Origin of the sequence: Bradyrhizobium oropedii (assembly GCF_020889685.1) — a bacterium.
In the GTDB taxonomy this organism is placed as follows: Bacteria; Pseudomonadota; Alphaproteobacteria; order Rhizobiales; family Xanthobacteraceae; genus Bradyrhizobium; species Bradyrhizobium oropedii.
In genome coordinates this window covers 1-18,974 of sequence record NZ_JACMYO010000101.1, presented here as the reverse complement: position 1 = coordinate 18,974, position 18,974 = coordinate 1, and the positions used below count along the sequence as shown (strand labels likewise).

The 18,974-nt window shown below is 64.3% G+C and carries 18 protein-coding genes and 1 pseudogene; 4 read left to right on the top strand and 15 right to left on the bottom strand.

The genetic code is table 11. From position 1 onward, the window contains the following. Positions 1 to 27: 27 nt before the first annotated feature. Both H8A95_RS25685 and H8A95_RS25680 read left to right on the top strand, forming a co-directional pair. The gene (locus H8A95_RS25685; RefSeq protein ID WP_229185677.1) at positions 28 to 501 is read left to right on the top strand and encodes a hypothetical protein; all 474 of its coding nucleotides are present in this window, start codon (positions 28 to 30) and stop codon (positions 499 to 501) included. Between the two features lie 363 nt (positions 502 to 864). After that, positions 865 to 2,487: a porin gene (locus H8A95_RS25680; protein ID WP_229185675.1), complete on the top strand. Its 1,623-nt coding sequence runs from the start codon at positions 865 to 867 to the stop codon at positions 2,485 to 2,487. A gap of 75 nt (positions 2,488 to 2,562) precedes the next feature. On the opposite strand, the gene H8A95_RS25675 is transcribed toward H8A95_RS25680, so the two are convergent. Together H8A95_RS25675 and H8A95_RS25670 are read right to left on the bottom strand one after the other, a co-directional pair. Beyond that, positions 2,563 to 3,939: a LysM peptidoglycan-binding domain-containing M23 family metallopeptidase gene (locus H8A95_RS25675; RefSeq protein ID WP_229185673.1), complete on the bottom strand. Its 1,377-nt coding sequence runs from the start codon at positions 3,937 to 3,939 to the stop codon at positions 2,563 to 2,565. Positions 3,940 to 4,049: 110 nt separating this feature from the next. After that, complete coding sequence (locus tag H8A95_RS25670; RefSeq protein ID WP_229185671.1) at positions 4,050 to 4,700, bottom strand: protein-L-isoaspartate(D-aspartate) O-methyltransferase; 651 nt, start codon at positions 4,698 to 4,700, stop codon at positions 4,050 to 4,052. A 379-nt stretch (positions 4,701 to 5,079) separates the two neighbouring features. Here H8A95_RS25670 and H8A95_RS25665 point away from each other — a divergent pair, with 379 nt between their 5' ends. Beyond that, complete coding sequence (locus H8A95_RS25665) at positions 5,080 to 5,457, top strand: response regulator (protein ID WP_163158269.1); 378 nt, start codon at positions 5,080 to 5,082, stop codon at positions 5,455 to 5,457. Here H8A95_RS25665 and surE read toward each other — a convergent pair. The 12 genes and pseudogenes from surE to H8A95_RS25605 all read right to left on the bottom strand — a co-directional run bounded on the left by surE (position 5,454) and on the right by H8A95_RS25605 (position 18,247). Then, positions 5,454 to 6,242 carry a 5'/3'-nucleotidase SurE gene (surE, locus tag H8A95_RS25660; protein WP_229185669.1) on the bottom strand — a complete coding sequence of 263 codons (789 nt, stop codon included), beginning with the start codon at positions 6,240 to 6,242 and terminating at the stop codon, positions 5,454 to 5,456. The two genes, H8A95_RS25665 and surE, sit on opposite strands and share 4 nt — an antisense overlap. Positions 6,243 to 6,335: 93 nt before the next feature. Further along, positions 6,336 to 7,478 (bottom strand): hypothetical protein, encoded by a 1,143-nt coding sequence (locus H8A95_RS25655; protein WP_229185667.1) that lies wholly within the window; start codon positions 7,476 to 7,478, stop codon positions 6,336 to 6,338. A gap of 16 nt (positions 7,479 to 7,494) precedes the next feature. Beyond that, positions 7,495 to 8,826, bottom strand: coding sequence for a serine--tRNA ligase (gene serS / locus H8A95_RS25650; protein ID WP_229185665.1), 1,332 nt, complete (start codon positions 8,824 to 8,826; stop codon positions 7,495 to 7,497). Between the two features lie 132 nt (positions 8,827 to 8,958). Further along, entirely contained in the window at positions 8,959 to 9,765 is an 807-nt protein-coding gene (gene tatC / locus H8A95_RS25645; protein WP_229185664.1) for a twin-arginine translocase subunit TatC, read from the bottom strand. Then, positions 9,762 to 10,283, bottom strand: a complete 522-nt coding sequence (gene tatB, locus H8A95_RS25640) for a Sec-independent protein translocase protein TatB (protein ID WP_229185662.1) — start codon at positions 10,281 to 10,283, stop codon at positions 9,762 to 9,764. The genes tatC and tatB overlap by 4 nt, the downstream gene beginning before the upstream one ends. Before the next feature lie 152 nt (positions 10,284 to 10,435). Next, a complete protein-coding gene (locus H8A95_RS25635; protein ID WP_163161112.1) occupies positions 10,436 to 10,669 on the bottom strand; it encodes a twin-arginine translocase TatA/TatE family subunit in 234 nt (77 codons plus the stop codon). A 336-nt stretch (positions 10,670 to 11,005) separates the two neighbouring features. Continuing rightward, positions 11,006 to 11,726, bottom strand: a pseudogene (scpB, locus tag H8A95_RS25630) (SMC-Scp complex subunit ScpB); the annotation flags it as partial. Positions 11,727 to 11,748: 22 nt separating this feature from the next. Next, complete coding sequence (locus H8A95_RS25625; RefSeq protein WP_097672191.1) at positions 11,749 to 12,570, bottom strand: segregation and condensation protein A; 822 nt, start codon at positions 12,568 to 12,570, stop codon at positions 11,749 to 11,751. Further along, on the bottom strand, positions 12,567 to 13,589 hold the full coding sequence (nagZ, locus tag H8A95_RS25620; protein ID WP_229185660.1) for a beta-N-acetylhexosaminidase: 1,023 nt from the start codon (positions 13,587 to 13,589) through the stop codon (positions 12,567 to 12,569). Before nagZ ends, H8A95_RS25625 begins: the two co-directional genes overlap by 4 nt. A 46-nt stretch (positions 13,590 to 13,635) precedes the next feature. Next, positions 13,636 to 15,114, bottom strand: coding sequence for an SPOR domain-containing protein (locus tag H8A95_RS25615; RefSeq protein WP_229185659.1), 1,479 nt, complete (start codon positions 15,112 to 15,114; stop codon positions 13,636 to 13,638). Between the two features lie 118 nt (positions 15,115 to 15,232). Then, positions 15,233 to 17,029, bottom strand: coding sequence for an arginine--tRNA ligase (gene argS / locus H8A95_RS25610; RefSeq protein WP_229185657.1), 1,797 nt, complete (start codon positions 17,027 to 17,029; stop codon positions 15,233 to 15,235). A gap of 9 nt (positions 17,030 to 17,038) precedes the next feature. Further along, positions 17,039 to 18,247, bottom strand: a complete 1,209-nt coding sequence (locus H8A95_RS25605; protein ID WP_175068479.1) for a deoxyguanosinetriphosphate triphosphohydrolase — start codon at positions 18,245 to 18,247, stop codon at positions 17,039 to 17,041. Between the two features lie 137 nt (positions 18,248 to 18,384). On the opposite strand from H8A95_RS25605, the gene erpA reads away from it, so the two are divergent. Then, positions 18,385 to 18,714 carry an iron-sulfur cluster insertion protein ErpA gene (gene erpA / locus H8A95_RS25600; protein ID WP_021081206.1) on the top strand — a complete coding sequence of 110 codons (330 nt, stop codon included), beginning with the start codon at positions 18,385 to 18,387 and terminating at the stop codon, positions 18,712 to 18,714. A gap of 61 nt (positions 18,715 to 18,775) precedes the next feature. Here the strand turns inward: erpA and H8A95_RS25595 are convergent. Further along, the coding region (locus H8A95_RS25595) for an efflux RND transporter permease subunit (protein WP_229185655.1) at positions 18,776 to 18,974 on the bottom strand (199 nt) is incomplete at its 5' end.

The window sequence follows — 18,974 nt, the reverse complement described above, 5'->3', positions numbered from 1 at the left end:
TCGGTGCGGCATGGGTACACTCGGCCCATGCCGGCCGACCCAAGCGCGATTGCGAGACGATGTGGCGAGTGCACCGCGTGCTGCGATGGCTGGCTGAAAATCCGGATTCGTGACCACGACGTCTATCCGGGGCAGCCATGCTCGTTCAGCAGCGCGGGCAAATGCACGATCTACGACGAGCGCCCGGTTGACCCCTGCCGCAATTTCGTCTGCGGCTGGCTGGCCCCGACAAGTCCGCTGCCCGACTGGATGCGTCCGGACAAATCCGATCTCATCTTCCTTCCCGCAAGCTTCGCCTGGCGGACGATCCCGGTCGACGTCGCGGTCGCCGTCGGGAAGCGTCCGAAGGCAAAGGCGCGCGCCTGGCTCGAAGCCTTCAGCCGTGACACGCGGCGGCCCCTGCTGCTGCAGTCGGACGGGGAATGGCACGCGCATGGACCGCCGCAATTCCTGCGCGACATGATCGAGCAGATATCCGGCGGCCTCGATCCGCTGAGGTAATATAAGACCTCAAACCAAGCGTGCCATTACTAAGGCAGGCTCCATTTTGGCATTCATTATCCCAAAATAGGCATTCGATGTTGCAGTGCATCCATAAATTGTCAGCAATACTGACACAGTTCGAAAAGAACATTTTTATCAGCTACTTCAGCGCCATCTAAGTAAGTCAATTTTTATTCCAAAAACCTCAGTGCGACAAATTGATGCACTGCACTAGTATTATAGTACCTATTTTGTCACACGCCGCGATTATCGCCCTCAGCGCATGCATCAGCCATGTATCTGGCATTTGGTATACATTAGCATTTCCACCCGTTTGCAGCCTCAGCACCCCGTTGAGGTGATCGGCAAATGGGGGATCGAATGAAAAAGAGACTTCTCGTAGGGACTGCATCCGCGGCGATTTGCCTGGCGCTCACGCAACAGCCGATACATGCGGCAACGCTCGACGACGTCATGGCGCGTCTGGATGCACTCGAACGAAACAATGCAAAGCTCGCCAAGGAGAACGCTCAACTCAGGGATCGCGTGAATCACATCACGAGCGCTCCGGCTCCGGCCACAGCGTCGACGCCAAAGGGCAATCCGGTCCAGCACGCGGCCGTTGCGCCCTCCCCAACGCCGCCGGCTCCCGAACATGCCGTCGTCAGCATCGGCGGCGCGCCGATCTACAGCAAGGCGCCCGGCGGCAACGCCTTCGTCGACAACACCACCGTCACGCTTTACGGCCACGTCGATCTATCGGGCGACTTCTTCAACGCCGGCGTGTTCGATCAAGGCAACAAGTTCGGCGTGGCGAGCAACCTCACCTATTTCGGCGTGCGTGCCCGCCACAACCTCGAGCCGTATGGCTTCGCCGGATGGGCCGCAGTGGCGCAGTTCGAATCCCTGGTCGAGGTCGCGGCAACGCCAACCGAACGCGCCGCGTTCGGCACGCGCGACAGCTTCATCGGAATGGAAACACCGTGGGGCGCGATCAAGGCCGGCAAGGCGGATACGCCTTACAAGAAATCGACCGCCAAGTTCGATCCGTTCTCGGCGACGCTCGGCGACTACAATTCGATCATGGGCAACACCGGCGGCGACCTGCGCGCAGAGTTCGATTGGCGCGCAGCGCACGCGGTTTGGTACGAGTCTCCGATCTGGAACGGTTTCCAGGCAACTCTGATGGCCTCGCCTGGACAGAATACGGCGAAGGACAACAGCGATTTCGCGCTCGGCGACTTCAACTGCCCCGGCACCTCGGCGCGCGGCAGCGGTAGCGGCTTCCCGCTGACATCCGCGCCGGAGGGCTGCACCGATGGCTCGTACGGTAACCTGTACAGCGCCTCGCTGACCTACAACCAGGGTCCGTTCACGGCGGTCGCCGCCTACGAGATGCATGAGGGCACCAACCGCACCGGTGACGAGGCCGTCACGCCGCTCAGCAACGGCGGCGTGTTGATCGTGCCGCCGGGAGCCGTCGGCGTCGCCAACGAATGGGCTGCCAAGCTCGGCGCCGGCTATGGCTTCAATGACGGCATCGGCAAACTGCAGCTCTACGGCATCTATGAGATCATGCGGCGCGAGAACACCGTTGCCGACTTCAACGAGCGTTCGCGTGACGGCTATTTCATCAGCGCCACGCAGTCGGTCGGCGCCTGGGATATCAGTGCGTCCTGGGCTCACGCCAATGCCTCGCCGGGCTCGCCTGGGACCGGCGTGTTCAACAACTACACGGTCGCTCCGCCGGCCGGCTCGGCCGACTTTGCACTCAACACCGTGGACAGCAGCGCCGATCAATATGCGGCAGGCGTCAAGTACCACTTCAGCCCGTTCGCAACCTGGTATCTCGTCGGCAGCTATCTGCGTAACGGCCCCGGCGCGCATTACTGCCTTGGCGTGAGCGGTCATGGCTACGGCGTGTGCGGACGCGACGCCAACAACAACGTGGTCGCCGGCAACAAGGCGAGCGCGGTCACGACCGGCATGACGTTCGACTTCTAGATCAAAACAAAACGGGGGAGGCTTGCGCTTCCCCCGTTGTCTTTGTTGTGAGACTTGGAAGTCCCGGCGCGTAACTTACGCGCCGTTGAGGAACTGGAGCGGATCGACCGGGGACGAGCCCTTGCGGATCTCGAAGTGGAGCTGCGGCGAGCCCGCCTCGCCCGACTGACCGGACTTGGCAATCACTTGGCCGCGCTTGATGGTATCGCCGCGTTTCACCAGGATTTCGCTCGCATGGGCGTAGGCGGTGACGTAGCCGTTGGAATGGCGAACCAGCACGAGATTGCCGTAGCCCTTCAGCTCACTGCCGGAGTATGCGACGACGCCGTCTTCGGCCGCCTTCACCGGCGTGCCTTCGGGCACCGCGACGTTGATGCCGTCATTGACCTTGCCGTTGGTCTTCGAGCCATAGGCGGTGATGACCTTGCCGCGCACCGGCCAACGGAAGGTCGGCAACGCACCGGTGGCGTCGCTCGACTTGGTGGCGACAGGCGCTTCGGCAGCGGCCGCCGGCTGTTCGACAGTTGCAGTCGGCTGCACCAGCCGCGCGCTCTGCTGCGGCAGCGCAGTGGCGACGACCTTCGGGGTGGCCATGGCTGGTGCTGGGGCCGCTGCGACCGGCGCAGTAGCAACCGGTTGCGCGACGGGCGCAGTAGCAGCCATCGCCGTCTTGGCGCCGGGCACGACGAGCTTCATGCCGAGGCTGAGCCTCGCCGACTGGTCGAGATTATTGGCGCGGGCGAGCTCGGCCACCGGGATGTGGTGCTGGCGCGCGATGCTGTGCAGCGTATCGCCACGATTGACATAGTGCACGCCGGCAGGCGCGGCTGCCACGGCGACCGGCCGCGTGGCAGGGGCTGCCATCGCAGGAGCCGCGGCGACCGCTCCTGGACGCGGAATGACCAGCTGCTGGCCGGGCGACAGCGCGCGCGGTCCCTTGTATCCGTTGGCGCGCACGATATCTGCGGTCGAGACGTTGTAGCGGCGCGCGAGCACCTCCAGCGTGTCGCTGGTACCGACGATGATGGTGGTGCCGCTATGGCCGGCATGCGCCGCGGCGACCGAATGCGGAACGGTGCCGGTGGCTTCGATCTGCGGGCGCGCGGGCGGCGGTGTGTATGACGAAAGCCCACGTCCGCCTCCGGAGACGCCGGCATTGGCAACCGGGTAAGACTGCGGCGCCGCAACCGGCGGCGGCAGCGGCTGTGACTGGTACTGTGAATACTGCGGTTGCGTTCGCGGCCGCGCGTATTGCGGCAACTCGCGCGGCGGCGGCCCCTGCACGGTGCCGGTCGGCTGCGGATCAAACGCAAACGGATTTTGCGAGTAGGAATTTTGCGAGAAGCGCGACGACATATCGGCGCTGCAACCGGCAAAAGCCATGGACATCAGCGTCAGCACCGCAACCTGCGGTACGCGACGCGAGCGAAGCAACTCAACAACCCCAGACATGGTTACTCACTCGTACGCAACAAAAGACTGTTTTGAGTAAACACGTACCGAGTAAATAACCGCTTAACCCTGCGAATAAGGCGTTGGTGCCAAGCAGCAAATCGCCGAATTTACAATTCGCGCGCGATTCCCGGCAGCGCCGGCACAAAGCGGACATCGACCAGTTCCTTGCGGTCGAAGCCGTTCTCCGTCCGTACCATGCGGACCAGGGTCTGCGTGCCCTGATGCGGTCCGACCGGGGCGATCAGGATGCCGCCGGGATCGAGCCGCTCCAGGAGCTTCTCCGGAATCTGCTCCATCGCCGCGGTGACGATGATGCGGTCAAAATCGCCGGCGCCGGCCGGGACGTCGAAGCCGTCTCCGAGCAGCACCTCGATATTGTAGTAGCCCAGCTTTTCGAGCCGCTTGCGGGCTCCGTCGGCCAACGTCCGGTAGCGCTCGATGGTCAGGACCTGCTTGCACAGCCTGGACAGCACGGCCGCCTGGTAGCCCGAGCCGGTGCCGATCTCGAGCACGCGGTGGTCCTTCTGCAACTGCAGTTGCTCGGTCATGTAGGCTACGACGAAAGGCTGGCTGATGGTCTGCCCGCAGGCGATCGCAAGCGCGCTGTCGCGATAAGCATAATTGCGATCGCGCGGATCGACGAACATCTCGCGCGGCACCTCTTCCATGGTACGCAGCACCGCCTGATCGCTCACCCCTCGCCGCCGCAGGGTCAGCTGAAACATCATCTTCTCGGTCGGATCGGGGTTCACGGCCATGTTCGTCAGCGTCTCTGGGCAGCAGCTCGGAATCTCGCTCCGCTTGATGCCATTGAAATCCGAAATACCGCGTTAAGGAAAAATTTCCCGTCACTTTTTGTTCCCGGTCAGGAACCTGTACTCCGATTTCATGATGGTGCCGATGTGACAGCTTCCCATATAATCTGAGGCGATGTGCGGCTGACGCCAGATGGCGCGGACGTGGGCTCATGGTTGAGCCGTCGCTCGTCCAGCGCTGGACGAATCTTGCGCAACGCGCAGTCAGAGTGCTGCGGCAAACAGCTGTCGCACGCTGGAAACCGGATAATTCTCAAACGTTTGCATTGCGCCTCGTAGTGTTATTTGCGAGCCTGTTTCAGGGACGGGCAAGGATTCCATCATGACAGCGATACGGCCGGCGGGCTGTTCAGTTTTCCTCGTGGAGGACGAGGTCATGATCCGGATGATGGTCGCCGATATGCTGGAGGAGCTCGGCCACAGTGTCGCAGCCGAGGCCGGCGAAATCGGCGAAGCGGTCAAGCTCGCGCAATCGACCGAATTCGACCTCGCGATCCTCGACGTCAACGTCAACGGCAAGGTGATCACCCCGGTCGCCGAGCTGATCAACGCCCGCAACCGCCCCTTCATCTTCGCGACCGGCTACGGCTCGTCCGGCCTGCCCCCGGAATATCGCGACCGTCCGGCGCTGCAAAAGCCCTTCCAGCTGGAAACGCTGGCCCAGATGATCTCCAGCGCGATGAAGGGTGCGCCGGTCTAGCGATCGATCACCTGGAATTCCTTCAGCGTCGCGGTCAGCGCTTCCGAAAACGCTTCATCGGTGCGGTCGAGCCGCAGCGGCGTCACCGAGACGTAGCGCGCGGCCAGCGCGGCGAGATCGGTGCCTTCGGCCGGCGTATCCATCATCGCCGCGCGCTCGAAGCCGATCCAGAAATACGGATTGCCGCGTCCGTCGTGACGGCGATCGATCTTCAGAAAACCCTGATTGCGCTTGCCCTGCCGCGTGATCCTGATGCCCTTGACGTCATCGGGCATGCACGACGGGAAGTTGACGTTGATGACGGTGTTTCTCGGTACACCCGCGTCGATCACCTTGCGGATGATGTCGGGTCCGAATTTCAGCGCGGTGTCCCACAGCGGCGCGTTACGCGTCTCGACCGAAAATTCCTGCGACAACGCAAATGACGGAAAGCCGAGAATGGTGCCCTCCAGCGCGCCGGCGATGGTGCCGGAATAGACCACGTCCTCGGCAACGTTGCGGCCCTTGTTGACGCCGCTCAGCACGAGATCCGGCAGCTTGTCTCCGAGAATGTGGCGCGCGCCCATGATGACGCAATCGGTCGGCGTGCCGCGCACCGCGAAATGACGCGGGCTGACCTCGCGCAGGCGCAGCGGATCGTTGAGCGACAGTGAATGCGAGACGCCGGATTGATCGAGCTCGGGGGCAACGATCCAGACGTCATCGGACAACGAGCGCGCGATTTGCTCGACGACCTGCAGGCCCGGAGCGTGGATGCCGTCATCATTGGTGCAGAGAATTCGCATCCGTCAAAGTGCCTCTTGTTCCGGTTCGACGCAGTTTTCTTGGGTTGCAGTTTCTTGGGTTGCAGTTTCTTGAGTTGTTGTCGTCTTAACCGGCTAGGGCCGCGGAGGCAAACCTGACGACGGCCCGTGCCATCGCGTCGACGTGACACGCCACGGACGCACAAATCTACCGCTGCCGGCGATCTTGCGGTCGAACACCGGCCAGGCCGGTTGGGCCGGCCGCCGAACGACCGTGATAACGGGTGTCAGCGGCGGCGGCTCGAGTTTTTTGGCCGGCGCGGCCTGGCGCATTTCGGGCTTGAGAGCCACGGACCTGAGCGCCACGGGTTCGGGCTCCGAAGATTCAGGCTTCGAAGATTCAAGCCTGGAAGCCTCGCGTTCGGCAGGCTCAGCTTTGGCCAGCTCGGGCTTGGCAGGCACGGGCTTGATCGTTTCAGGCTTGAGAGGTTCAGCCTTTACCGGTTCAGCCTTGAGCGGTTCCGACTTCCGGGCCTCAGGTTTGGACGGCTCGGGGACGACCGGTGCGGCTTGGCGGAGCTCGGGCTTCGGCGCGTTCGGAAGCTCTGATGTGGGAAGCTCGGCCCTCATCGGATCGGACTTGCCGGGCGCAGACGTGAGAGGCTCGGCCTTCAATGACTGAGGCTGGGCAGGCTCAACCTTCGGGGCATCGAACTTCCGAGATTCAGGCCTTGGCGACTCGGGGGCGACCAACGCGGTTGGGCGCAGCTCGGGCTTTTGAGGATTCGGAAGCTCCGGGTTGACGAGCTCGGCCCTGGTCGGTTCGACCTTACGAGGCTCAAGCCTCGGCGGCTCGGGCTTGGGCGGCGCCGGTGCGGGAGCCTCGGCCGGTCTTGCGACGAGCGCCGCCGCGGCCGATTTCGATTTCAGCCGCGCGATCAGCTCCTCGATGGAGGGCACCGATGTCGCCTCAAGCGGCGCAGCCGGCGGCGTGGCCCTGACTGGAGGCGGCGGTGGCGCGACCGCCGCCGATGGTGGTGGTGGTGGCAGATCGGCCGGTGCAAGGTGTGCGAACTTGCCGCGTGCGATCTCCAGCGCGTTGTCGAAGTCCACCCGGTCGATCCAGGCCTTCGATTGCACCTCGATCACGCGGGCTTCCCACAGGCGCGCGGCCTCGATGTCGTAATAGCCCATCTGCTTCTGATTGATCAGCTGCAGACCATGGCCGGTGACGGCCCATTGCTTGCCAAGCCAGTGGATGTCACGGTGGAGCGGCATCACACTGGCCCTCGCCTCACATGCCGTGCTCGATGACCTTGAGCCCGCCCATGTAGGGCTGCAGCACATCGGGCACCGCGATCGAACCATCCTGCTGCTGGTAGGTCTCCATCACAGCGATCAAGGCGCGCCCGACTGCCGTGCCGGAGCCGTTCAACGTATGCACGAAGCGCGGCTTGCCGTCGGGGCCGCGATAGCGCGCGTCCATGCGACGGGCCTGGAAATCGCCGCACATCGAGCAGCTCGAAATCTCGCGATAGGCGCCGCCGTCGCCCTGCCCCGGCATCCACACCTCGATGTCGTAGGTCTTCTGCGCGGAGAAGCCCATGTCGCCGGCGCACAGCGTCATCACGCGATAATGCAGATCGAGCTTCTGCAACACCTGCTCGGCGCACGACAGCATGCGCTCGAGCTCGTCCTTACTGGCTTCGGGCGTCGTGATCGACACCAGCTCCACCTTCGTGAACTGGTGCTGCCGGATCATGCCGCGCGTATCGCGTCCCGCAGCGCCCGCCTCGGCGCGGAAGCACGGTGTCAGCGCCGTGAGCCGCATCGGCAGCTCTTTTTCGTCGAGGATGGATTCGCGCGCGAGGTTGGTCAGCGACACTTCGGCGGTCGGAATCAGCCCGAGCCGCTCGCTGCGCAGATCGGCATTCGGTGTCGAGAGCAATTCACCTTTGATCGCCCAGAACTGGTCGTCCTCGAATTTCGGCAATTGGCCGGTGCCGAACATCACGGCGTCGCGCACCAGTAGCGGCGGATTGATCTCGGTATAGCCGTGCTCGCCGGTGTGCAGGTCGAGCATGAACTGCCCGATCGCACGCTCGAGCCGCGCCAGCCCCTTCTTCAGCACGACGAAGCGCGCGCCGGACAATTTTGCCGCCGCCTCGAAATCCATGTATCCGAGGGCGGTCCCGAGATCATCGTGCAGCTTCGGTGCAAAGCCGTAGTCGCGCTTCTTCCCGAACACATGGTGCTGGACGTTGCCGTGCTCGTCGGTGCCGTCGGGCACCTCGTCGAGCGGCAAATTGGGTATCGACGACAGCTCCTTGGTCAGCTCATCATCGAACGATTTCGCCGCCAGCTCGAGCTCCGGCATCGTGGTCTTGAGTTCTGCGACCTCGGCCATCAGCTTGGCCGCGCGCGCCTCATCCTTCGCCTTCTTGGCGTCGCCAATTTCCTTGGATGCCGCGTTGCGCCGCGCCTGGGCCTGCTCGGAGGCCAGGATCGCGGCACGGCGCTTCTCGTCGATCGCCAGCAGCGACGGCGACAGCGGCCCGAGTCCGCGGCGCTTGAGGCCGGCGTCGAAGGCTGTCGGATTGTCGCGGATCGCTTTGATGTCGTGCATGGGTCAGTCCTGGCGGGCTAGCGTTGACCGCCAACGAACATGTTGGCAGTCAACGTTCCACTACCACACCGGTCATCATCCGCAAAAGCGGCGATCCAGCAGAGGTGTGACACCGAATGTGATCTAGACAGCCTATTCCGCCGGATTGGTCGCCGACGGCGCCCCGGACGAGGTGCTCGCGGTCGCGGCCTTCTTCTCCACGATCCGGACTGCGATGATGGCGCCCTCATAGAGCGCCAGCAGCGGGATCGCGAGCGAGGCCTGGCTCAGCACGTCGGGCGGCGTCAGCACTGCGGCGATGATGAAGGCGACGACGATGAAGTAGCGCCGCTTCTCCTTCAGCATCTTCGAGTTGACGATGCCGATGCGGCCGAGCAGCGTCAGGATCACCGGCAGCTGGAACGCGATGCCAAAGGCAAAGATCAGCGACATCATCAGCGAGAGATATTCGCCGACCTTGGGCAGCAGCTGAATCTGGGCGGTCTCCGCGCCGGCGGTCTGCTGCATGCCGAGCGAAAAACGGGTCAACATCGGGAAAACCACGAAGTAGACCAGCATCGCGCCCATCACGAAGAAAATCGGCGTCGCGACCAGATACGGCAGGAAAGCATTGCGCTCATGCTTGTAGAGCCCGGGCGCCACGAACATGTAGACCTGTCCGGCAACGATCGGGAACGAGATGAAGGCGGCCCCGAACATTGCGAGCTTGAGCTGGGTGAGAAAATACTCGAGCAGCGCCGTGTAGATGAATTTCGAATTCTCCGGTCCTGCCACCCAGATGAACGGCCAGACCAGGACATTGAATATCTGCTTGGCGAAGAAGAAGCAGATGATGAACGCCACGGCGAAGCCGAGCAGCGCCTTGATCAGCCGCGAGCGCAGCTCGATCAGATGATCCATCAGGGGGGCCTTGGAGGCCTCGATGTCTTCGGCGCTCATGACGCCCTCGCGTCCTTGAGCACGTCGGGTTCGGCCGGCGTCGCGGGCGGTGCCGGCTCGGGCTTCACTTCGTTGGTGATCGCGAGCGGCTCGCCAGTGGCAGCGTGCGCCTCAGCCTCGACGAAGGTTTCCGGTGTCGGCTCGGCAGGTGTGGTGGGCGTTACCGCTACATCGCTGGCCGACGTCACCGGTGCGTCGATCGCGGAGGCGACCTGGGCATCGACCGGCTTGTCGATCTGCAGGGCGTCGCTGACGTCCTTCTGCAGCGAGGTCATGACGTTGCCGCTGGTGATGCCGGTTGCGGCTTCCCTGACCTCGTCGAAGCCCTTCTTGAGGTCGGCCATCTCGGCCTCGCGCATGGCTTCCTGGAACTGGCCCTGGAATTCGGAGGCCATCCTCCGCGCCTTGCCCATCCATTGCCCGACCATGCGCAGCACGCCCGGCAATTCTTTCGGGCCGATGGCGATCAGCGCGACGACCGCGATGACGACCAGTTCACTCCACCCGATATCGAACATGAATTCTTCCGCCTAAGCGCGCCGCCATCGGCCCCTGAAAGGATCTGGGGCTGCCGGCGCCTTTTCTCAATCGGCGTCCATAGCGCGTCTCTGCGACGGCGTCACCGTTTCGCGCAAGGAAAAACGTCGAAATATGCGACAGTACAAGCGCGTTAGACGGCCTTGCTGCCGACGTCCTGGCGCGCGGCGGACGGCGTCGAATTGTGATCGATCGACTTGGTGGGCTCGGTCTTCTCCACGACCTTGTCGTCGTCCTGCATGCCCTTCTTGAAGGCCTTGATGCCCTGGGCGACGTCACCCATCAGGTCCGAAATCTTGCCGCGTCCGAACAGCAGCAGGACCACTGCGATCACGACGATCCAGTGCCAAATGCTCAGCGAACCCATCCTGCAACCCTCCAGAAATGGCCGGCGGACCGGCCTGAAACATGGCCGGAAGTTAGGCCCGCGGGGTGTCAAAAACAAGGACCTCGGCCGCGGCAAATCGCTGTCGCGGCTACGTAATATTGCTAGGCTTAACCGGGAATATTTGGGGCTATTCGCCCCTGTCCTCGGCGTCGTCCTCATCGCTCGCGTGGTCGGCGCGCTCGTCCGGCTCACCAGCGTCGGGCTCGGCCGCGTCCACCTCGGCGGCAGCTTCCGCTTCGGCTTCGATTTCGGCTTCGGCCGTCACGTCCACTTCGGCGGACTCAACCTCAGCAGCCGCTTCGGCCTCAGGCTTCGGCTCCTCCGCTTCCGGCTCGACAGCCGGCGCCAGCAGCAGTTCCAGCGTATCGCCGGGCTCGAGCGGCTCCTCGTCCTCCCGCAGCGTCGCATCATCCGACGGCGACGGAACGGAAAAGCCGGTCGGCAGACGCGAGTCGAGCAGACCGGTGCCCTTCAGCTCCTCGAGTCCCGGCAGATCGCCGAGCGCTTCCAGGCTGAACTGCGACAGGAACCCGTCGGTGGTTCCGAAGGTCAGCGGACGGCCCGGCGTCTTGCGGCGGCCGCGCGGGCGGATCCAGCCGGTCTCGAGCAGCACGTCGATCGTTCCCTTCGACGTGACCACGCCGCGAATCTCTTCGATCTCGGCACGGGTCACCGGCTGGTGATAGGCGATGATCGCCAGCACCTCGATCGCCGCACGCGACAGCTTTCGGGTCTCGGTGCTCTCGCGCGTCATCAGCCACGACAGATCGCCCGCGGTGCGGAACGTCCATTTGTTGGCGACGCGCACGAGATTCACGCCGCGCGGGGCATATTCCGCCTGCAACTGCGCGAGCGCCTGCTTGATATCGACGCCGTCGGGCATCCGCTTTGCGAGCGTTGCCTGATCGATCGGCTCCGCCGATGCGAACAACAGGGCTTCCAGGAGCCGCAATTCCTCAGGACGCGCTACCGGATGATCCATAGGAGAAATCTCCTCCTCGGGCTCGTCTCTGCGCACTTCCGCCAAGCTTGCCATGGGCTTGCTCTCCTTCTTCCACTTACTCAACCGACAGGTCCGGCGCTGCCATTGCGGCCTGCGCTTGACGCTTTCGGAAATAGATCGGCGCGAACGCCTGCTTCTGGTTGATTTCCATCTCGCCTTCGCGAACCAGTTCGAGGGCGGCAGCAAAGCTCGATGCGAACACCGTCGCCTTCTGCTTGGGATCGGCGACGTAGTTCATCAGGTACTCGTCGAGGCAGCTCCAGTCCTCGGCGAGGCCGACCAGCCGCTCCAGCGAGGCGCGCGCTTCCGCCAGCGACCACACCGTCCGCTTGGCCAGATGCACCGAGGTCAGCACGCGTGACGCGCGCTGCGTGGCATAGGCCGACAGCAGGTCGTACAGGGTTGCGGTGAACTTCGGATGCTTGATCTCGGCGATCGATTCCGGATTGCCGCGCGGAAAGATATCGCGCTGGAACTGCGGCCGGTTCATCAGCCGGTTCGCCGCCTCGCGGATCGCCTCCAGACGGCGCAGCTGGTTGGCGAGCGCGGTCGCCATTTCCTCGGCGCTCGGCCCCTCCGCGGTCGGCGGTTCGGGCAGCAACAGCCGCGACTTCAGGAACGCGAGCCAGGCCGCCATCACCAGATAGTCGGCTGCGAGTTCGAGGCGAATCTTGCGCGCCGCCTCGATGAACGAAAGATACTGGTCGGCGAGCGCAAGGATCGAGATCTTCGACAGGTCGACCTTCTGCTGCCGCGCCAGCGTCAACAACAGGTCGAGCGGGCCTTCATACCCCTCGACATCGACCACCAGCGCCGGTTCGCCATCGGCGAGGTCGGCCGGCCGCCCGGTCTCAAACGATAGAATTTCAGCGGTCATGCCGTCCCTACCCGATCCAACAACGCATCCAGTTCAGCCCGCGCCACCTGCCGGTCGAGCGGCTGGGGCGGCCTGCGCGCGGCGAGCGTCGCCTTGGCTCGCTCAAGCGCCTTGCCGGTCAGTTCCGGCGTCTCCCGCGCGACGTCGCGCATCTCGTCGATATTGCCGTTGCAGTGCAGAACCATGTCGCAGCCGGCGCTGACGATGGCGCGGGTCCGTTCGGCAATTGATCCGGCCAGCGCATTCATCGACACGTCATCACTCATCAACAAACCCTGAAACCCGATCAGGCCGCGAATCACCTGTTCGATGATTGTCGCAGAAGTCGTCGCCGGATGGACGGGGTCCAGCGCGCTAAACACAACATGTGCAGTCATGGCGATCGGCAGATCGGCCAGCGGCTGGAACGCGGCAAAATCGCTCCGTTCCAGCTCGGATTTGGCGGTATCGACCGTCGGAAGCCGGAAATGGCTGTCGGCGGTGGCCCGGCCATGGCCGGGAATATGCTTGAGAACCGGCAGCACGCCGCCCTGTTCCAGCCCCTCGGTGACCGCACGCGCGATCGCCGCGACCTTGCCCGGTTCGGTTCCATAGGCCCGGTTGCCGATCACCGCATCCGCCCCCGCCACCGGAACGTCGGCCAAAGGCAGGCAATCGACGGTGATTCCGAGGTCGATCAGGTCGGCTGCAATCAGCCGCGAGCTGAGCCGGGCCGCGCTCAGGCCAAGCTTCGGGTCGAGGTCGTAAAGCGCGCTGAAGCTCGCGCCGGGCGGATAAACCGGCCAGTGCGGCGGGCCGAGCCGCTGCACCCGACCGCCCTCCTGGTCGATCAGGACCGGCGCATCGGCCATGCCCGCGGCGGACCTGAGTTCCCCAACAAGAGCCGCTACTTGGGCAGGACTCTCGATATTGCGCTTGAACAGAATGAAGCCCCATGGCCGCTCGGCGCGAATGAATTCGCGTTCTGCGTCGTTGAGGATCAGCCCGGATACGCCCGTGATGAATGCGCGGTTCGTCATTCGGCCGATTAGGCCGTATGCAGCTCACGGGTCAAGGAAACGGCCTTTAATTTCTTTGGATGAGGCACTGCGGCCCACCGGCCGACATCAGGCTTCGGCACACTTGGTTCGCCTCTTCCGAGGACGCGAACGGGCCGGCGAAGGCGCGGTAGTAGACGCCCTTCTCGCCGAGATCGACGCGTTTCACCACCAAAGGCTGCGAACCGAGCACATTGCGATATTTGCCCTGCAGCGTCCGATAAGACGATTGCGCATCCGCCTCGTTCTTCTGCGACGATACCTGGACCAGATATCCACCACCGCCAACCGAGGCGGTCGAGGTCGACGCCACCCGGGTCGGAGGCGCAGCCGGAGCTGCGTCAGCCTGGCCGGGGGCCAGCGACATCGGTGCATTCACGCTGGCGTTGGCCGCTGCCGGATTGCCGCGCGAGATCGGCGGCTTTGCAGCTGCCGGCGGCTTGGCCGGTGCGGCGACCGCGGCCTGCGTGCCGTCGGGCGTTTCGCCCTTGACCGAGAGGGTGCGGATCTTGCGCGGCTCGTTGTTCGGCAAGGTCCCGTTCGCGGTGAGCGGCGCCGGCGCAGGCTGCGCCGTCTGCACGCTGGCGACCGGCGGCGGATTTGCATTCGCGTTCAACGGCGGAAACACCACGCGCGGTCCGGCGGTCTTCGAGTTGACGTCGACCGGGGTTTCTTCACGCGACACGATCTTCTCGGTGCCGTCACCAGTCGCCATCCGGTCCGGCGTCTTGGCCGGCGCATCGGCCTGGGCCGGGATCACCTTGGTCGGCGTGTTGTCGGCCTTGATGATCGGCGGCTCACCGCTGCGGGGCGATCCGACATAATTGCGATAGCCGAGCGCAGCGCCGGTACCGACCACCGCAAGCGCCACCACCGCAGCGACCGTGATCAGGCCGCTACTCCGCTTGCGCGGTTCGGGTTCTTCCTCATACGCCTCATAGGCGTAGGGATCCTCCGGATAAGCCGGATCGCGCTGCAGATCCTGTTCGCCGGCTTCGAGCTGGCCGTACAGCGCGTCATCATAGCGCGACGGATCCTGCTCATGACCGGCGCTCTGATAGTGCGGCTCGTCGTCAAACGCCTCAGGCTGCCGAGGGGCTTCGACCGGCCGATAGGGTGCCACCGGCTCGGACGCGCGCTGCGGCTGCTGCGCCGCATAGCGGTGCAACGGATGCACCGGGCTCGGCTGGTAGTCCTGCTCCGGCTCTTCGTACTCGGTGTGCTGCACGGGCGGCGGCTGAACCGGCGGCGGAACGACAGTCTCCTGGCGCGCGCGCTGCATCCAGGGCGGCGGGCCGGCCGGCGGCGTGTTGTCCTCTTCCGCCTCGGGCTCGTACTGTTGCGGCCGCGCATTGGCGCGCGACTGCAGCGGGCGCGGCGGCGGCTTGTTGGCGGCGCCGAACGGGTCCGTCTGGCCGATCAGCCGGGCCAGTTCGGCGAGTGGATCGCTCTCGGCCCTGGAGGCCGTGTCGGCGGAAAAATTTCGGTCCTGATATCGATCAGCCATTGTGATGATGCATCCCCTTCGGGACAGCGCCAAGATCGCCGGCACAGCCGGTCCGAACGAGTTGGCCCCTGCCAGATGCCCTCACAAATCCCCACTCGTGAGGGCCTAATGCCCCTGCCTACCGCATCTCGGTTGGAGCATGGACGCCTAGAACAGCTAAGCCCGATGCCAGAACCGAGACGACGCCCTGAACCATTGCCAGTCGCGCCCTCGTGATCTCTGCATCATTATTGATAATGAAGCGTAAATAGGGCAAATCGCGCCCCTTGGTCCAAAGCGCATGAAATTCACTGGCCAAATCATATAGATAAAAAGCGATTCGGTGCGGCTCGTGTGCCACCGCCGCAGCTTCAATCATCCGGGGATAGAGCGCAAGGCGCTTGAGCAGATCGAGCTCGGCCGGGTCGGTCAGGCGCTCGACCGCAGCATTGCGCAGATAGGCCAGCCGGGCCTCGTCGGTCTCTGGCAGATCCGGAACCGCCTCTTCCCGCGCGTTGCGGAAGATCGAATGGCCGCGGGCGTGACCGTACTGGACGTAGAAGACGGCGTTGTCCTTTGACTGCTCGATCACCTTGGCGAGGTCGAAATCGAGCACCGCGTCGTTCTTGCGGAACAGCATCATGAACCGCACCGCGTCCGAGCCGACCTCGTCGACGACTTCGCGCAGCGTGACGAAATCGCCGGAGCGCTTCGACATCTTCACCGGCTCGCCATCGCGCAGCAGCTTGACCAACTGCACGATCTTGACGTCGAGCGCAGCCTTGCCGGCGGTCACCGCCTTCACGGCCGCCTGCATGCGCTTGATGTAGCCGCCGTGATCGGCGCCGAACACGTCGATCAGATTGGTGAAGCCGCGCTCGAACTTGTTGCGGTGGTTGGCGATGTCGGACGCGAAATAGGTGTACGAGCCGTCCGACTTGATCAGCGGACGATCGACGTCATCGCCATAGGCGGTGGCGCGGAACAGCGACTGCTCGCGGTCTTCGTAATCCTCGACCGGCTTGCCCTTCGGCGGCGGCAGGCGGCCCTCGTAGATGTCGCCCTTGGCGCGCAGGAAATCGATCGTCTCGGCGACCTTGTTGTTGCCGGACGTGATCAGCGAGCGCTCGGAGAAGAACACGTCGTGATGGATGTTGAGCGCGGCGAGATCGCCCTTGATCATCTCCATCATCATGGCGATCGCCTTGTCGCGCACGATCGGCAACCACGCAGCTTCCTTCATGTCGAGCAGCTTGGCGCCGTATTCCTTGGCCAGCGCCTCGCCGACCGGCACGAGGTAATCGCCGGGATAGAGCCCTTCCGGGATCGCGCCGATGTCCTCACCGAGCGCCTCGCGGTAGCGCAGGAACGCCGAGCGCGCGAGCACATCGACCTGGGCGCCGGCGTCGTTGATGTAGTATTCGCGGCAGACGTCGAAGCCCGCGAATTGCAGCAGGCTGCACAGCGCGTCGCCGAACACGGCGCCACGGCAGTGGCCGACATGCATCGGCCCGGTCGGGTTGGCCGAGACGTATTCGACGTTGACCTTCTCGGCCTTGCCGATGTCGCTGCGTCCAAACGCGGAGCCGGCAGCCAGCACGGCGCACAGCGCGTCGGCCCAGACCTGTGGCTTCAGGGTCAGGTTGATGAAGCCGGGACCGGCGACATCGACGGAGGCCACCAGCGCGTCGGCACGCAGCCGCTCGGCGATCTTGTCGGCGAGCTCACGCGGCTTGGCCTTGGCATCCTTGGCAAGCACCATCGCCGCATTGGTCGCCATGTCGCCGTGGCTGGCATCGCGCGGCGGCTCCACCACGACACGGGACAGATCGATGCCCGCGGGCCAGTTGTCCTCGGTTGCGACAGCGGCACAGATCGCGTGCACGCGCGTCAGCATGTCGGCAAAAAGGTGTGGTGAAGCAGTGGTGTCGGCCATGGCAGGGCGCTAACGCAAATCCGGGGTCGAGTCAAAAAGCCTTTGGTGCTCGATCAGGGCGAAACGGTCGGTCATCCCGGCAATGAAATTGCCGATCCGCCTGTTCCGTGCGCCGGCGGTCTCCTGCACGCTCCCCTCGATCCATTCCGCCGGCAGGTCGCCGGGCGACTGCCGGTAGCGCTCGAAGAGATTGCGAACCACCTGCTCTGCTTCCCGCATGACCAGCATCACCCGCGGATGGCGATACATCCGCCGGAACAGGAACGCCTTGATCGCCGCCTCCTGTTCGGCCACCTCGGGCGGAAACGCGATCAGCGGCGCATTGTGGTGGCGCACGTCCTGGGCCGATTGCGGCTGGGCGGCCGCCAGGCGCCGGGTCGCCTCATTGAAGACCGCGTTGATGAAATGTGAGATCAGCTCACGCACCAGTTCGGCGCCGCGCCGGACCTCGTCGAGCCCGGGATAGTGGCGGTCGATCTCGGCGATGATGTCCGCGGTCAGCGGCATCTCCTTGAGGTCGTCGACCGCAAACAGACCGGCGCGCAGGCCGTCGTCGATGTCGTGCGCGTCATAAGCGATGTCGTCGGCGAAGGCCGCGATCTGCGCCTCGAGCGAGGCATAGCTCCAGAGCTCGAGATCATAGGTCCGGTTGTAGTCGGCGATCCCGACCGGAATGCCGCTTTGCAGATAGCGGCCGGCCGGAGCGCCATTGCGCTCGGTGAGCGGCCCGTTGTGCTTGACGATCCCCTCGAGCGATTCCCAGGTCAGGTTCAGCCCGCCGAACTCTGGATAACGATGCTCCAGCGAGGTCACGACCCGCAGCGTCTGCGCATTGTGGTCGAAGCCGCCGTCATCTTTCAGGCATTCGTCGAGTGCCCGCTCCCCGGCATGCCCGAATGGCGGATGGCCGAGGTCGTGGGCGAGCGCCAATGTTTCGGTCAGGTCCTCGTCGACGCCCAGCTGGCGCGCCAGCGCGCGGGCGATCTGCGCCACCTCCAGCGTATGGGTCAGCCTGGTGCGGTAGTGATCGCCCTCGTGGAAGACGAAGACCTGGGTCTTGTGCTTGAGGCGGCGGAATGCGGTCGAGTGGATCACCCGGTCGCAATCGCGCCGGAACGGGCTGCGGGTCCGGCTCGGCGGCTCCGTGACCAGCCGGCCACGGCTGCGGTCGGGATCGCAGGCATAAGGCGCGCGGGGGGCAGCCATTCCGACCGACACGGTATTTTAGTCCTTATCCATTTGATTCCATGGTTCGACGCACTTAACTATGTCTGAGGCGGCCGACCAAATGAATTGGCTATGACGCCGGGTATGATCCGATCAGATCATCCCGAGATAAGGTTTCGGAGACCGATATGACTGCTGCCATCACCGTCAGCGAACGGGCCGCCCGCCGCATCGGGCAAATCCTCAGCAAGGAAGGCGACGGCGCCAAGCTGCGCATTTCCGTCGAGGGCGGCGGCTGCTCCGGTTTCCAGTACAAGTTCGACGTCGAGCGCACCCAGGCCGATGACGACCTCGTGATCGAGCGCGACAGCGCGGTCGTGCTGATCGATCCCGCCTCGGTCCCGTTCCTGGCGGGCTCGGAAGTCGACTTCGTCGACGATTTGATCGGCGCCTCGTTCCGCGTCGTCAATCCGAACGCCACCGCCTCCTGCGGCTGCGGCACCAGCTTCTCGATCTAACGCTTCCTCGACTGACGCAGCTTTCCGAGGCGAACCGGAATCCGGTCCGCCGACAGGCCGGCTATTCCGCCGCGATCACCTGCGGCCGCTCGACGTCGCCCTCCGCCTGCGGATCGAGCTTGCGCCGCAGCCTGCGGTCGATGCGGTCGAGATAGATGTAGATCACCGGCGTGATGAACAGCGTCAGCAGTTGCGACACGCAGAGGCCGCCGACCACGGCGACGCCGAGCGGCTGACGCAACTCGGCGCCGGCGCCGGCG

Coding starts and splice junctions, on each gene's coding strand:
- H8A95_RS25685 (WP_229185677.1), top strand. CDS start 28: ATGCCGGCCGACCCAAGCGCGATTGCGAGACGATGTGGCGAGTGCACC.
- H8A95_RS25680 (WP_229185675.1), top strand. CDS start 865: ATGAAAAAGAGACTTCTCGTAGGGACTGCATCCGCGGCGATTTGCCTG.
- H8A95_RS25675 (WP_229185673.1), bottom strand. CDS start 3,939: ATGTCTGGGGTTGTTGAGTTGCTTCGCTCGCGTCGCGTACCGCAGGTT.
- H8A95_RS25670 (WP_229185671.1), bottom strand. CDS start 4,700: ATGGCCGTGAACCCCGATCCGACCGAGAAGATGATGTTTCAGCTGACC.
- H8A95_RS25665 (WP_163158269.1), top strand. CDS start 5,080: ATGACAGCGATACGGCCGGCGGGCTGTTCAGTTTTCCTCGTGGAGGAC.
- surE (WP_229185669.1), bottom strand. CDS start 6,242: ATGCGAATTCTCTGCACCAATGATGACGGCATCCACGCTCCGGGCCTG.
- H8A95_RS25655 (WP_229185667.1), bottom strand. CDS start 7,478: ATGCCGCTCCACCGTGACATCCACTGGCTTGGCAAGCAATGGGCCGTC.
- serS (WP_229185665.1), bottom strand. CDS start 8,826: ATGCACGACATCAAAGCGATCCGCGACAATCCGACAGCCTTCGACGCC.
- tatC (WP_229185664.1), bottom strand. CDS start 9,765: ATGAGCGCCGAAGACATCGAGGCCTCCAAGGCCCCCCTGATGGATCAT.
- tatB (WP_229185662.1), bottom strand. CDS start 10,283: ATGTTCGATATCGGGTGGAGTGAACTGGTCGTCATCGCGGTCGTCGCG.
- H8A95_RS25635 (WP_163161112.1), bottom strand. CDS start 10,669: ATGGGTTCGCTGAGCATTTGGCACTGGATCGTCGTGATCGCAGTGGTC.
- H8A95_RS25625 (WP_097672191.1), bottom strand. CDS start 12,570: ATGACCGCTGAAATTCTATCGTTTGAGACCGGGCGGCCGGCCGACCTC.
- nagZ (WP_229185660.1), bottom strand. CDS start 13,589: ATGACGAACCGCGCATTCATCACGGGCGTATCCGGGCTGATCCTCAAC.
- H8A95_RS25615 (WP_229185659.1), bottom strand. CDS start 15,114: ATGGCTGATCGATATCAGGACCGAAATTTTTCCGCCGACACGGCCTCC.
- argS (WP_229185657.1), bottom strand. CDS start 17,029: ATGGCCGACACCACTGCTTCACCACACCTTTTTGCCGACATGCTGACG.
- erpA (WP_021081206.1), top strand. CDS start 18,385: ATGACTGCTGCCATCACCGTCAGCGAACGGGCCGCCCGCCGCATCGGG.